This is a genomic window from Roseateles sp. DB2, assembly GCF_051857535.1.
Classification (GTDB): Bacteria; Pseudomonadota; Gammaproteobacteria; order Burkholderiales; family Burkholderiaceae_C; genus Roseateles_B.
The window spans coordinates 186,970-199,447 of record NZ_JBPZGY010000008.1 but is presented as its reverse complement, the minus strand read 5'-3'; the positions used below and the strand labels follow the sequence as shown (position 1 = coordinate 199,447).

Annotated in this window: 12 protein-coding genes; 5 read left to right on the top strand and 7 right to left on the bottom strand. The window is 68.9% G+C overall.

The window, feature by feature from the left end; all coding sequences use genetic code 11:
- Positions 1-7: 7 nt before the first annotated feature.
- Positions 8-919, top strand: a complete 912-nt coding sequence (locus ACS5PK_RS14385; RefSeq protein ID WP_439440944.1) for a DMT family transporter — start codon at positions 8-10, stop codon at positions 917-919.
- Positions 920-962: 43 nt separating this feature from the next.
- Here ACS5PK_RS14385 and ACS5PK_RS14380 read toward each other — a convergent pair whose 3' ends face one another.
- From ACS5PK_RS14380 to alr, 4 genes are all read right to left on the bottom strand, one after another.
- The gene (locus ACS5PK_RS14380; RefSeq protein WP_439440943.1) at positions 963-1,466 is read right to left on the bottom strand and encodes a hypothetical protein; all 504 of its coding nucleotides are present in this window, start codon (positions 1,464-1,466) and stop codon (positions 963-965) included.
- Between the two features lie 61 nt (positions 1,467-1,527).
- Positions 1,528-3,753, bottom strand: coding sequence for a sensor histidine kinase (locus tag ACS5PK_RS14375; protein ID WP_439440942.1), 2,226 nt, complete (start codon positions 3,751-3,753; stop codon positions 1,528-1,530).
- Between the two features lie 89 nt (positions 3,754-3,842).
- The gene (locus ACS5PK_RS14370; protein WP_439440941.1) at positions 3,843-4,181 is read right to left on the bottom strand and encodes a PspC domain-containing protein; all 339 of its coding nucleotides are present in this window, start codon (positions 4,179-4,181) and stop codon (positions 3,843-3,845) included.
- Between the two features lie 355 nt (positions 4,182-4,536).
- Complete coding sequence (gene alr, locus ACS5PK_RS14365; RefSeq protein ID WP_439440940.1) at positions 4,537-5,655, bottom strand: alanine racemase; 1,119 nt, start codon at positions 5,653-5,655, stop codon at positions 4,537-4,539.
- A gap of 279 nt (positions 5,656-5,934) precedes the next feature.
- Here alr and lplT point away from each other — a divergent pair, with 279 nt between their 5' ends.
- The gene (gene lplT / locus ACS5PK_RS14360; protein WP_439440939.1) at positions 5,935-7,212 is read left to right on the top strand and encodes a lysophospholipid transporter LplT; all 1,278 of its coding nucleotides are present in this window, start codon (positions 5,935-5,937) and stop codon (positions 7,210-7,212) included.
- 101 nt (positions 7,213-7,313) lie between these two features.
- Here lplT and ACS5PK_RS14355 read toward each other — a convergent pair whose 3' ends face one another.
- The gene (locus ACS5PK_RS14355) at positions 7,314-8,228 is read right to left on the bottom strand and encodes a hypothetical protein (protein WP_439440938.1); all 915 of its coding nucleotides are present in this window, start codon (positions 8,226-8,228) and stop codon (positions 7,314-7,316) included.
- Between the two features lie 317 nt (positions 8,229-8,545).
- Between ACS5PK_RS14355 and ACS5PK_RS14350 the strand changes: the two genes are divergently transcribed.
- Positions 8,546-9,406 (top strand): DMT family transporter, encoded by an 861-nt coding sequence (locus ACS5PK_RS14350; protein WP_439440937.1) that lies wholly within the window; start codon positions 8,546-8,548, stop codon positions 9,404-9,406.
- A gap of 26 nt (positions 9,407-9,432) precedes the next feature.
- Entirely contained in the window at positions 9,433-9,924 is a 492-nt protein-coding gene (locus tag ACS5PK_RS14345) for a glutathione peroxidase (protein ID WP_439440936.1), read from the top strand.
- A gap of 23 nt (positions 9,925-9,947) precedes the next feature.
- On the opposite strand, the gene ACS5PK_RS14340 is transcribed toward ACS5PK_RS14345, so the two are convergent.
- Positions 9,948-10,358 (bottom strand): hypothetical protein, encoded by a 411-nt coding sequence (locus ACS5PK_RS14340; RefSeq protein ID WP_439440935.1) that lies wholly within the window; start codon positions 10,356-10,358, stop codon positions 9,948-9,950.
- Between the two features lie 36 nt (positions 10,359-10,394).
- A complete protein-coding gene (locus ACS5PK_RS14335; RefSeq protein ID WP_439440934.1) occupies positions 10,395-11,042 on the bottom strand; it encodes a Crp/Fnr family transcriptional regulator in 648 nt (215 codons plus the stop codon).
- Positions 11,043-11,192: 150 nt separating this feature from the next.
- On the opposite strand from ACS5PK_RS14335, the gene ACS5PK_RS14330 reads away from it, so the two are divergent.
- The gene (locus tag ACS5PK_RS14330; RefSeq protein WP_439440933.1) at positions 11,193-12,356 is read left to right on the top strand and encodes a DUF2332 domain-containing protein; all 1,164 of its coding nucleotides are present in this window, start codon (positions 11,193-11,195) and stop codon (positions 12,354-12,356) included.
- Positions 12,357-12,478 lie beyond the last annotated feature (122 nt).

Sequence of the window (12,478 nt, the reverse complement as noted above, 5' to 3'; positions counted from 1 at the left end):
AATCTGCATGAGCACCACCGCTGCCCTGGCCCCGGCTTCCCCGGGTCTGTCTTCCCGCTGGCTCTTCTGGGGGCCCACGCTGATCTGGGCCAGCACCTGGCATGTGATCCTCTACCAGCTGGACAGCGGCGTGCCGGTGCTGAACTCGGTGGCCTGGCGCTTCGCGCTGGCGGCGCTGATGCTGGCCGGTCTGGCCCGCTGGCGCGGCGAGGGCCTGCGCCTGCCCCTGGGCGCCCATGGCCTGATGCTGGCCACCGGCATCGTGCAGTACAGCGGCAACTATGTGTCCGTCTATGAAGCCGAGCGCCACATACCCAGCGGCCTGGTGGCGGTCCTCTTCTGCCTGATGGTCTTCGGCAATGCCTTCTCGGGGCGCCTCTTCTTCGGGCAGACCGTCAGCCGCCGCTTCCTGCTTGCGGCCAGTGGCGGCGTGGCGGGGGTGGTGATGATCTTCTGGCCGGAGATTGCCGCCACCGGCGCGCGGCCGACGGCCGCCCTGGGCCTGGGGCTGGGCCTGCTGGCCGTGCTGTGCGCCTGCGTCGGCAACGTGCTCACGCTCACGCTCACCCGCCGCGGCCTGGCGCTGGTACCGGTGCTGGCCTGGAGCATGGGCTATGGCGCGGCCTTTCTGGCCAGCCTCTCTCTGCTCAACGGCAGCGGCTGGCATTTCAGCTGGCAGCCCAGCTATCTGCTGAGTCTGCTGTACCTGGCCGTGGCGGGATCGGTGGCGGCCTTTGTGATGTACTTCAAGCTGGCCCAGCGCCAGGGCGCGGCGCGGGCGGCACTGACGGGAGTGGTCATCCCGGTGATCGCCCTGGCTGTCTCCGCCCTGTTGGAAGGCTGGATGCCCACGGCCCTGTCCCTGGCGGGCATGGGTCTGTGCCTGGGCAGTATCTACGTGGCCACGCGGCCGCAATGAAGCCACGGTCACAGCGGCAGCGGGTGGACAGCTCCGGGTGCCCTCAGCCGCGGCCTGCCTGGTGCTGCAGGCGCAGCGCCGCTCCCATCGGGAGGGACTGCCAGTCCTGAAGCAGGCGCAGGGCCTGCTCGTGCAGCGGGGGGCCGTACGCCAGGGCGTCGGCTGCCGGCAGGGGGATGCCGCGCGCCTCGCAGGCCAGGCGCACGCCCTCTGCAAAGGCCTGCGGATCGAATGTGCCGGCCCAGAGCTGGGTCTGCAGGGCCTCAACCACCGCCTCGACCTGCCACGCGCCTGCTGCAGCTGCCGTCGCCTCGGCAGGGCGCGCGTGAACCTGGCTCATGGTGAACGCAGGTTCGGCCCCTTGGGAGACTTGGTCCAAAAAGCCATGGCGAAGCGCCGGCAGGGCCTCAACCAGCACATGGATCAGGTCATGCGGCAGGGTGCCCTGCCTGGGCATCAGCAAGCGGCAGCCGCTGCCATCGCTGCGCAGCATCTCCAGGCTGTCGAACTTGCCCTGCGGAGGAAGCTTGGTGGCGATCAGATCCATGCGCGCACTATACGGGGCAGGCCGCGTGGCACTGGCGCGCAGCGTTTGAGCTTCGCCCTGATCAGGCCTTGTGCTGGGGGCCGGTGGGCGCCACGCGCGGCAGCGTCAACACGAAACGTGTGCCGTCGCCCAGGCGGCTGCTGAGCTCGATGTGTCCGCCCAGCACATCACAGACGATGGTGTAGACCAGGTGCAGGCCCAGGCCGCTGCCGCCCTGGCCCAGGCGCGTGGTGAAGAAGGGCTTGAAGACCTGATCCAGATGCTCGGGCGCAATGCCGCGCCCGTTGTCGCTGACGGCGAGATGGACGCGGTCCTCGTCCTGTGCGAGCAGCTCGATGCGTATCAGCCCGCCCTGGCGCTCGCCGAAAGCATGGATCACGGCGTTCTGCACCAGGTTGGTCAGGACCTGGCCAAAGGGGCCTGGGTAGCTGTCCAGGCTCAGGGCCTCCGGCAGCTCGATCAGCACTTCGTGCTGCTGGCCCTTGAGCGTGTGGTGCAGCAGGTGGACCACCTCCTCGCAGACCTGGCGCAGGCGGAAGGGGCGGCGCTGGAGGCTGGCGCGGTCAATGGCGACCTGCTTGAAGTCGCGCACCAGGCCCGCGCTGCGCTGCAGATTGCCCAGGGTTAGGTGCAGGCTGTCCTCGGCGAGCTGCAGCTGGCGCTGCATCTCGCCGCGGCGCACGGCCGGTCCGGCCAGCATCCGGCGCACGCTGCGCAGGGTCTCGGCAGCGGTGTCAGCCCCCATCAAGGCATTGCCGATGGGTGTGTTGAGCTCGTGCGATACACCTGCCACCAGCGAGCCCAGGCTGGCCAGGGTCTCGCGCTGCACCAGTTCCTCGTGGGCCTGCTGCAGCTGGCGCCCGCGCTCCTGCACCCGGGCTTCCAGCGACAGGTTGAGCAAGCGCACGGATTCCTCCGCCTGCCGGCGCTCCTGCACCTCGTGCTCCAGGGCACTGCGGACGCTGCGCTCCTCCCTCCGATGGGCCGCCAGCCCGGCAGCCAGGGTGTCGAAGGCCTGTGTCAGGCGGTTCAGGTCCGGCGAGGCAGCAGCGGGCAGGGCGCTGGGCTCCTCGCCGCCGCGCACTCGCAGGCCCTGGGTTTCTATGGCCTGGCTGAGCGTCTCCAGCGGCTGGTAGAGCCGGCGCCGGACCACGCCCCGCAGGAGCAGCAAGGTCAGGAGCAGGCCCAGTGCGCCCACGCCCAGCATCCAGCGGACCACGGTGCGCAGGACTTGGTCGATGCTGTCGCGGGGGATGATGCGCACCGACCACCAGTCCGGCCCGGGCATGCGGCTCCAGGCCACCAGGTAGCGCCCGTCGGCCGTCATGCCGTCCCTGGCCTCCGGGCTGTTGGCCTGTCGCGAAAGCAGCCCATGCACCTGGTCCAGGACAGGATCCTTGAGGTCCTTCAGGGCCAGCTGTCCCTGGGCCTGCGCGATGCGCTCATGCAGCTCTGGGTGGGCGATCAACTGCCCGTCGCCGCTGAGGATCATGGCGGTCGACCCCATGGGCGCCTCGGCGTCGATGATCTGCCGCAGCAGGGCGTCAATGGTGATGTCGTGGCCCACGGTGCCGACCCAGCGCCCTCGCCAGTCCAGGGGCTGGATCACCGAGACCATCCAGGCGTGAGCCTCGCTGTCGAAGTAGACCGGCGTCCAGAAGCGCTGCCGTTGCGGATTGCGGGCGGGGTCCGATCCGGTCATGGTCGGGTAGCTGAAGTTGTCGGTGGCGGGCGTTGCGCTACGGCCCCAGTCCACGCCACGCGAAAAGACCATCAAACCCTTCTCGACGAAGTCGGTGTAGACGGAGAAGAAGGGCGGCACCAGAGCCGGCCCCTGTTCCGCCAGCAGCTGATGGCTGACGACGGCACGCCGCCGCGTGGAGGCATCGGGCCCCTGAGTCCCATGCTGCAGATAGAAGGTGGGCGCTCGCTCGGTGTCTATCCAACGCTGCTGCAGGCGCCAGACGCCGTCGGCCTGCCGCTCGAAGAGCTGGGCCCAGCGTCGGTCGATGTCGGCGTCGGCAGGTTCGTCAATGCGCCGCAGCCATTCCCGGGAGAGGCGCTGGACGCTGGCTTCGGCCTGGAGAAAGACCTGACCCTGCTGCGCCGCGTGCAGCGCCACTGTGCGCCGCATCACCGGCGGTACGACTTGCAGGGCCGCCTGCCCGATCACGACATAGGCCAGACCGGTGAGCACGGTCAGCATGACCGTCACCAGCAGGCTCAGCTGCAGGACCAGCTGCCGGGACAGTGACTGCCTCTGGAAGGCATGGACGAGCCGCTTCATGGACCCCCGGGGTTGTGCCGGCCGCAGCGGGCCAGTGCATGACCATGCTACCCCGAGGGGGAATCTTTATCATCCCGGCAAGTCAATCCTCATTCTTCCGGCACGAAGATCCACAGCAGCAGGTAGACCAGCAGGCCCCCGCCGACACAGAGACTGGTCAGCACGAAAAGCAGGCGCCAGATCCAGGACTCCACATTCGTCATGCGCCCCAGGCCGCCACAGACGCCGCCCAGCCAGCGGTCGTTGAGGCTGCGGCGCAGGACCTGCCCGGAAGCCTGGCTGCCGAAGGGGGCACCGCCCGGTGGGGGAGCGGCGTTGGCCTCGCCCTGCAGGATGCGGGCCTTGGCGCGTGCGAACTCCTCGTCGCTCAGCTGGCCCTGGCGATGCAGTTCCGCCAGGCGTTCCAGCTCACTGCTCATGCTGCTCATGTGTGCTCCTTGTGATCGAGAACCCCGTGTTCTCAGGCATTAGCCTAAACGCTCCGTGCGCCGCGCCAAGCCGTCTTGGACGGTCTGCAATCCGCAAGCCCTGGACTGCAGGTGCAGCCGACAGGGACGAAGTCCTCGACGGAACAGGCCCCGGCAGCAAGGCTGCACGGGGCTGCAGGACTGCGTGCACTTGATTGAGCGGGGGCGGTGTGGCGCTGCGTGCGGTCGAAGGTCGGCGACACGGCGTCGCCGGTCAGATGGGACGGTGCCAGGTTCAGGGCAGGCCCCGCGGCAGATTCAGGCGTCAATCAGCGCCTTCAGGCAGCTACCAGCCTTGGGTGATGCCGCCCCAGACTCAGGCCTTCAGCGGCTCCACCTGCACCGGCACGCGCCTCGTGACGGCGCACATCAGCTCGTAGCCGATGGTGCCGGCGGCGCGGGCCACTTCGTCGATGGACAGCACGCTGCCCTTGCTGCTCTGTCCCCACAGCGTCACCTCGGAGCCGAAGCCGGCGCTGGGCAGCTCGCTGAGGTCGACTGCCAGCATGTCCATGGACACGCGACCGACGGTTCGGCTGGGCTGCCCGTCCACCAGCACCGGCGTGCCGCTGCCGGCGTGGCGGGGGTAGCCGTCCGCGTAGCCGCAGGCCACGGTGCCGATGCGCATGGGGCGGTCGGCCACGAAGGTGCTGCCATAGCCCACGGAATCGCCGGGCTGGAGATGCTGCACGGCGATCACCTTGGCGCGCAGGCTCATGCCAGGCAGCAGGTCCCAGTACGCCATGTCGTGCTCGGGGTAGTCCGGCACGCCGCCATAGCTCATGATGCCGGCGCGCACCCAGTCGGCGCGCACGTCGGGCTGCTGGTTGTAGCGCAGGGTCGCGGCACTGTTGGAGAGCGAGCGCTCGCCCGGCAGGTCATGGGTGGCTTCGGCCCAGACTGCCCTCTGGTGGGCGATGCCGTCCTCGCCAAAGCGCTGGGCATCGGCGTCGGAAAAGTGCGTCATCAGGGAGATCTCGTCGACCTGGGGCAGGGCATTGAGCCGGGTCCAGGCGGCGCGGAAGGCCTGCGGCGTGAAGCCCAGGCGGTTCATGCCGCTGTTCATCTTGAGGAAGACGCGGTGGGGTTCGTGCGTCTTGTGCATGGCCAGCCAGTCGATCTGCTGCTCGCAGTGCACGGTGTGCCAGAGCTTCAGCCGCGAGCACAGCTCCAGGTCGCGCGCCTCGAAGCAGCCCTCCAGCAGCAGGATGGGGCCACGCCAGCCCAGCTCGCGCAGTTGCTGCGCCTCGTCCAGATCCAGCAGAGCGAAGCCGTCGGCGGCCCGGAAGGCCTCGAAGACATTGGCCACGCCGTGACCGTAGGCATTGGCCTTCACCACTGCCCAGATCTGGGCATCAGGGGTGCAGGCGCGGGCACGGGCCAGGTTGTGGGCCAGGTGGGACGGATGGATGAGGGCTTGAATGGGGCGCGGCATGCTCGCCATTGTGGCAGCAAAGCCCGAGGGTTTGCCCTAGGCGCAGCGGCTGCAAGGCCATCTGCTGAGCAGGCAGGCCGGCCAGCGCCATGCCCGGTGGCAGCACCCTGCGCCTGCGAAGGATTGCAGCCGCAGGCCCCTGACGTCATGGCATGCACAGGTGTGCGTGCTATAAACCCGCCGCAGCATGGCCCGCTTGTGAAGTTTTGTGAGGCGTTTACGGGGGCACGGCTTTCTCTCCTTTGCTTCGAAAAGACAGGCATTCACAAGCTCGGGTCCATGAAAAAAGGCTTCTACACCATCATGGCGGCGCAGTTCTTCAGCTCGCTGGCTGACAACGCGCTGTTCGTCGCTGCCGTGGAGTTGCTGCGCAGCGGCGGGTCCCCGGAATGGCAGCGTGCTGCCCTGGTGCCCATGTTCGCTCTGTTCTACGTGGTCCTGGCGCCCTTCGTGGGTGCCTTTGCCGACGCCGTGCCCAAGGGCCGGGTGATGTTCATCTCGAACAGCATCAAGGTCGTGGGATGCCTGCTGATGCTGACGGGCCTTCACCCCTTGTTGGCCTACGCGGTGGTTGGCCTTGGTGCGGCCGCCTATTCGCCAGCCAAGTACGGCATCTTGACGGAGCTGCTGCCGCCGTCCCAGCTGGTCAAGGCCAACGGCTGGATCGAGGGGCTGACCATCACCTCCATCATCATGGGCGTGCTGCTGGGCGGCCAACTCGTCGGGCAGCACATCGCCCCGCACCTGCTGGCGATGGACCTGCCCTTGATCGACACTGGCATCGACACCGCGGCCGAGGCTGCCATCGCTTCGCTGGTGAGCCTCTACGCCCTGGCTGCCGTATTCAACCTGCGCATCCCACGCACGGAAACGGCCTTGCAGCCCATGGGCCGCGACATGCTCTACCTGGTGCGCGACTTTGCGAACTGCAACTCGCGGCTCTGGCAGGACAAGCTGGGCCAGATCTCCCTGGCCACCACCACCCTGTTCTGGGGCGTCTCCGGCAATCTGCGCTACATCGTGCTGGCGTGGGCGGCGGCGGCTCTGGGCTATGGCACCACCCAGGCGTCGACCCTGGTCGGCGTGGTGGCCATCGGAACGGCCGTGGGCGCGGTGCTGGCCTCCATGGTCATGCGCCTGGAGCGGGCAACGGCCGTGGTGCCGCTGGGCATCGCCATGGGCCTGCTGGTGATCTTCATGAATGTCATCCACAACGTGTGGATAGCGGCTCCCTTCCTGATTCTGCTGGGCGGCATTGGCGGCTACCTGGTCGTTCCCATGAACGCCCTGCTGCAACACCGGGGCCACAACCTCATGGGCGCCGGCCGCTCCATCGCCGTGCAGAACTTCAACGAACAGGCCTGCATCCTGGGCCTGGGGGCGCTGTACACGGGCATGACCCGTCTGGGCATGTCGGCCTTCGGCGCCATCACCATCTTCGGCCTGGTCGTGGCCGGCACCATGTGGCTGATCCAGCGCTGGCACCGCAACAACTGTGTCCAGCATGCCGAGGAAGTGCAGCGCCTGCTGGCCATTGCCCGCAGCGACAAGCACTGAGCCCGGATCACCAGGGCCGGCACACGAAACAGCAAGGGGCGCCGTGTGGCGCCCCTTTTTCATTGAAGCCGGGCCGTGCCCGGCGTACGGCGCTCAGCCCTTCAGGCCTTCTTCTTCCCGCCCGTGTTCCCGTTGAGCACGCCCTCGATGTGCTCGCTCCAGGCCCGGGCGATCTTGAAGCAGCCGCTGTGGTTCAGGTGGATCTCGTTGAACCAGTCTCCGCTGTTGCCGCTGGAGCCGGGGGCGGCCAGGGCCAGGGGCACGGCGGTGGAATCAAAGACGTGCAGCCCGGGGTAGAGCTGCTGGTCGGCCGCCAGGCGCTTGAGCAGCTGGGCCAGGTGATAGACCATCAGCCGGCTGACCGCTGCCCAGTCTGCCGCCGGGATGGCATAGGCCTTCAGTGCCGGATAGAGCCAGGGGCCGGAAGCGTCTTCAGCGCCAGCAGGGCGAGGCATGGGCACGGCGTAGCTGTGCATGAAGACCGGCTTGCCTGCCGAGCGGCCCTGGTCGCGCAGGCTCAGCAGGTGGCGCAGATTGGCGCTGAGGTAGTCGGCATAGGTGGCCCAGCCAGGTTCGGAGAAGTAGCGGGCGACCCCGGCCGAAGGCGGACCCCATTCGGTCTGGCGGCGCAGGAGTCGCAGGTGCAGGGCCACGGGCTCGCTGTCCGGCAGATGGGCCGGGGTCTGGGCCGCCTTGACCAGATCGTTGCCCCCCACGGACAGCAGGATGCCGTCCCAGGCGGGGGCGTCGTCGGCGCTGAGCAGGCGCACGAATTCCGGTGCGGACTCCAGGTCCACCATGTGGCTCAGCGCATTGCTCTGGCCGGCGCAGTTGACGGCCAAGGCCTTGTCGCGGAACACCAGCTCCTCCAGCAGATTGGCATGCGCATTCATCTGCGCGGCGGTGAAGCTGAACCAGGAGTCGCCCTGGGCCAGCAGTCGCCAGCGGTAGCCGCTGAGGTCGGGTGCCGGTTTCGCTTGCAGATCAGCCGGGGTCAAGCAGGCCAAGTGGTCCAAGTCGGGCTCTCCCTAGTTCATGAGGCTCATCGAAGGGTGGCCAGCCTCCCGGAGACTGGCTGCACGGCGTCCCGATTGGAGTACGGTTCTTCCTCTGGACACCATGCTATAAACCCTGGGCATTGTGGGTCGGCAGTGTGTCGGCTTCCCAGTGGATTTCAAGGGGTTGTTGCAGCGAGCCAACCCATGCCCTGTAAGCAGTGACATGGTCCGCACGGCCCCGTTGCGCCAGGGGGGCATGACCTGACCCCATTCCCCGTTCCGGTTCCCGGCACTCGCATCCGCCGGGCTCTTGCGCCCCTTGCGCACCTGGCTGCATGGCATTCCTCGGTCTGATCTTCAACGCCCTGGTCTGGGGCCTGTCCTGGTGGCCTTTCCGCCAGTTCCAGTCCGCGGGGCTCCACCCGCTGTGGGCCACAGTCTGCTTCTACACCTTGTCCTGGCTGGTCATCCTGGTCGCACGGCGCCAGGCCTGGCGCGAGCTGCTTGCCACGCCTTCCCTGTGGGTGGTCATGCTTGCCGCCGGTACCACCAACACCTTCTTCAACTGGGGCGTCGCTACGGGCGATGTCGTGCGAGTGGTGCTGCTGTTCTACCTGATGCCGCTGTGGGCGGTGCTGCTGGCGAGGCTGCTCCTGGGCGAGCACCTGACCCGCCTCGCCGTGCTGCGCATGGTTCTGGCCCTGGGCGGAGCGGCGGCGGTACTCGGGCCGGCGCAGGGCGGCCTGCCCCTGCCTGCCAGCCTCCCGGACTGGCTGGGCGTGCTGGGTGGCATGGCGTTTGCGCTGAACAACGTCATGCTGCGTCGCGAAGCCGGTCGCAGCCCCGAGGCTCGCGCACTGGCCATGTTCAGCGGCGGCGTGGTGGTATCGGCCTTGGCGGCGGCGCTGATGGCGAGCCAGGGCCTGGCGCCGTGGCCGGCACTGGCCTCGCCGGTCTGGCTGCTGCCCTTGGCGGGCATGGCCCTGCTGTTCTTCCTGTCCAACCTGTCGCTGCAATATGGGGCAGCCCGGCTGCCAGCCAACATCACCGCCATCGTGATGCTTTGCGAGGTGCCCTTCGCGGCGATCTCCTCGCTGGCCTGGGGCGGCGGTACCTTGGGCGCGCGCACGGCGGTCGGCGGGCTGTGCATTGTCGGGGCGGCCCTGCTGGCGGCGCTGGAAAGGCGCCAGGGCTAATATCCGGCTTCCCCAAGGAGCGCGCCATGGCACAACAGACGATCTACGACTTCAACGCCACCACCATAGATGGCCAGCCCTTCTCGCTGGCGTCCGAGCACGGCAAGGTGATGCTCATCGTCAACACGGCCAGCGAGTGCGGCTTCACGCCCCAGTTCAAGGGGCTGGAGCAGATCTGGAAGGACTACCGCAACCGCGGCCTGGTCGTGGTCGGCTTCCCCAGCAACGAGTTCGGCGGCCAGGACCCCGGCAGCAATGACGAGATCGCGTCCTTCTGCGAGATCAACTACGGCGTCAGCTTCCCCATGATGGCCAAGGTGGCGGTCAACGGCGACAAGGCCGACCCACTCTGGCAGTGGCTCAAGAAGGAAAAGCCAGGCCTGCTGGGCACCCAGGCCATCAAGTGGAACTTCACCAAGTTCCTGGTCGGCCGTGACGGGCGGGTGCTGCGCCGCTACGCGCCCAATGACACCCCCGAGGCGCTGCGTGCGGACATCGAGGCAGCGCTGGGCGACTGATCCACCGGCATTGCCGTTCTCGCTCAGCAGGCCAGGGACTCGCGCAGCTGCGCGCCCTCAAGGCTGATGCACAAGGTGCGGGCCTGCAGGCGCAACTGCCCGCCGTGCGTCAACTCCAGCGCCAGGCTCAGCCGGCCCGCGTGCCGGGCGGGCAGGACAGGGGCCAGCGACTGATCGTCCAGCAGCAGCACGGCCGTGGCGATGCGCCCTGGCATCAGCCCCTGGGACTGCCACGCCCGCACGCCTGAGCACTGCAGCCGCAAGGGCCAGACCCAGCCCTGCTGCGGTTGGCGCTGGCGGCTGTCAGGCCACCGCACCAGGGCGCTGGCCAGCTCGATCCCGCACTGCCCGTCCTGATGCCAGGCCTGTCGCAGCTCGGAATCGGCAAGGACCAGGGTCAGCGGGGCGGGCCAGGCGGTGTCGAGGGCTTCCATGCCGGCATTGTCGGGGGCGGACCGGCATGGGCCGGTTCAGACGCTGGGTCGCCAGAAGATGCAGCGATAGGCCTGGCGCAGCCGCCCCTGGCCGGCCAACTGGCCCAGCCATTCGTTGACGGTCTGGCGAGAGACGTTCGCCAGCGCGGCCAGCTCCACCTGGCTGGCCTGCAGCCGCCGCCAGCCGGGCTCCCCAGGCAGGTCTTCGCCGCGCTGCTGGTCCAGCTGCTGCAGACCCAGCAGCAGGCGCTCGGCCGCCGTGGCATGGCGCGAGGCCGCCAGCAGCCCCAGGGTGCCGGCATAGCGCCCTGCAAATTCCTGCATCAGGGCACGGGCAAAGCCGGGCAGCTCGTCCATCAGCCAGGTGTAGGCCGCGGGGCCGATGGCGAGCAGCTCGCTGGGGCTCAGGGCGACGGCCTCGTAGCGCGAGGGCTGGCGGCAGACGAAGCCGGCCAGGCCGAAGAGCCGCGGAGGCCGTACCGACTCCAGCACCGATACCTGGCCGTCCAGGCTGCTGAAGCGCGCCTCGATCTCGCCTTGCGCCACGGCGTAGAAGGCCTGGGGCAGATGCCCCTGCAGCAGGACCGCCTGCCCCGGCTCCAGGTGCTGCAGGCGCAGCAGCGGCGCCAGGGCCTGCCAGTGGGCCTCGTCCAGGGCGAGGCCGGGGGCCAGTGCGTCCAGCATGGCCGCAAGGGCTGCCCGCAGCTCCCCGCGTGGGCGGCCGGCAGGGCAAGGGGGCGACGCTTTCTTCGCAGGGCGACGGGGCGGGGCAGGCATCTGAAGATTGTCGGGTAGCCGACCATGTTTGGGGCCTTGGCCGCCTAAGCTTCGTGCATGACTTCTTCTTCTGCCGCCGCCGCCCTGGACCGCATCCCGTCGCCGCGCTCCGATTGGGTCGTCCTGTTTCTGCGTTTCGCCGCCGAGGACTGTCCGGAGGATCCTCTCTACCAGGCCTTGTGCCGGGCCCTGGCGGCGCAGCCGGCGATGCTGGCGCTGATGGACGAAGCACCGCCCGAGCAGGCGCGGCCCAATCTCTACCTGGCGGCTCTGCACGCCCTGGTGATGGCCTCACCGCAGTCGGAACTGGCCGGCTATTTCCCGTCCCTGGGCGGTCGACGGCTGCCGGACGCTGCCCTGTCCATCGTCCTGGCCGGCTTTGTTGCCGAACATGAAGCGGCTCTGCGCGCCCTGCTGCGTCAACGGGCCACCCAGACCAACGAGATCGGCCGATGTGCCCTGCTGTGGCCCGCCCTGCAGCATATGGCCCGGGCCGGCGGGCGTCGGCGCCTGGCCCTGTTCGACTTCGGCTGCAGTGCCGGGCTCAATCTCGGCGTGGATGCCTACCGCTACCGCTACCTCGGTGAGGACGGTCGTGTGGTCGAGGCAGGTGCTCTCGCGGATCTGGCAGCACCGCAGATCAGCTGCCGCTGGCAGGGCGCGCTGCCCAGGGCGGAGGCGGGCTTCGAGCTGGTCCAGCGCCAGGGCGTGGACCTGAGCCCGCTGCACGCCGCCGAGCCGGACGACGCCCGCTGGCTGCTGGCCTGCCTCTGGCCGCATGACCACGAACGCCGCGAGCGCCTGCAGTCCGCCCTTGCGCTGGCGCGGCGGCGCGCCTGGCCGGTGCGGGCGGCGGCCGATGGCCTGGCGCTGCTCGAGGTCTGGCTGGACGGGCTGCCGCCGGGCGTGCAGCCCGTGCTGTTCCACAGCTGGGTGCTCTACTACTTTCAGGCTGCCGACCGCCACCGCCATCGGCAGCGCGTGGAGCAGCTGATGGCGCAGCGGGGCTTGTGGTGGCTTTCGGCAGAGTCCCTGTCCGACAGCGACTGGCCGGCTGCCGCCGTCCTGCCGCCTCGTCCGGAGGGCGTGTCTGCCGGCAGCGCCACGCTGTGGCAATGGCGTCGTGCCGGTCATGAGTCCCAGGCCCTGGCCTGGTCGCATCCGCATGGGCGATTCGCGCACTGGCTGGCGTCGACAGGATCGAGCGGATATGGCGGCTGACGGGTGCCCTTCGGCACGCGAACACGGCCCATCCCCTGGCATAGACTCCCGCGCAGTAGCCCCGCGGCACAGCCAGCGCGGGGCAAGCCTCCCCTCATCAGGGACGAAGGCGCCTGCCAGGC

What these genes read in the sequence shown, in the direction of transcription:
- ACS5PK_RS14330 (WP_439440933.1), top strand. Translation starts at nt 11,193, where the DNA reads ATGACTTCTTCTTCTGCCGCCGCCGCCCTGGACCGCATCCCGTCGCCG.
- ACS5PK_RS14335 (WP_439440934.1), bottom strand. Translation starts at nt 11,042, where the DNA reads ATGCTGGACGCACTGGCCCCCGGCCTCGCCCTGGACGAGGCCCACTGG.
- ACS5PK_RS14370 (WP_439440941.1), bottom strand. Translation starts at nt 4,181, where the DNA reads ATGAGCAGCATGAGCAGTGAGCTGGAACGCCTGGCGGAACTGCATCGC.
- ACS5PK_RS14345 (WP_439440936.1), top strand. Translation starts at nt 9,433, where the DNA reads ATGGCACAACAGACGATCTACGACTTCAACGCCACCACCATAGATGGC.
- ACS5PK_RS14380 (WP_439440943.1), bottom strand. Translation starts at nt 1,466, where the DNA reads ATGGATCTGATCGCCACCAAGCTTCCTCCGCAGGGCAAGTTCGACAGC.
- alr (WP_439440940.1), bottom strand. Translation starts at nt 5,655, where the DNA reads ATGCCGCGCCCCATTCAAGCCCTCATCCATCCGTCCCACCTGGCCCAC.
- ACS5PK_RS14375 (WP_439440942.1), bottom strand. Translation starts at nt 3,753, where the DNA reads ATGAAGCGGCTCGTCCATGCCTTCCAGAGGCAGTCACTGTCCCGGCAG.
- lplT (WP_439440939.1), top strand. Translation starts at nt 5,935, where the DNA reads ATGAAAAAAGGCTTCTACACCATCATGGCGGCGCAGTTCTTCAGCTCG.
- ACS5PK_RS14350 (WP_439440937.1), top strand. Translation starts at nt 8,546, where the DNA reads ATGGCATTCCTCGGTCTGATCTTCAACGCCCTGGTCTGGGGCCTGTCC.
- ACS5PK_RS14385 (WP_439440944.1), top strand. Translation starts at nt 8, where the DNA reads ATGAGCACCACCGCTGCCCTGGCCCCGGCTTCCCCGGGTCTGTCTTCC.
- ACS5PK_RS14340 (WP_439440935.1), bottom strand. Translation starts at nt 10,358, where the DNA reads ATGGAAGCCCTCGACACCGCCTGGCCCGCCCCGCTGACCCTGGTCCTT.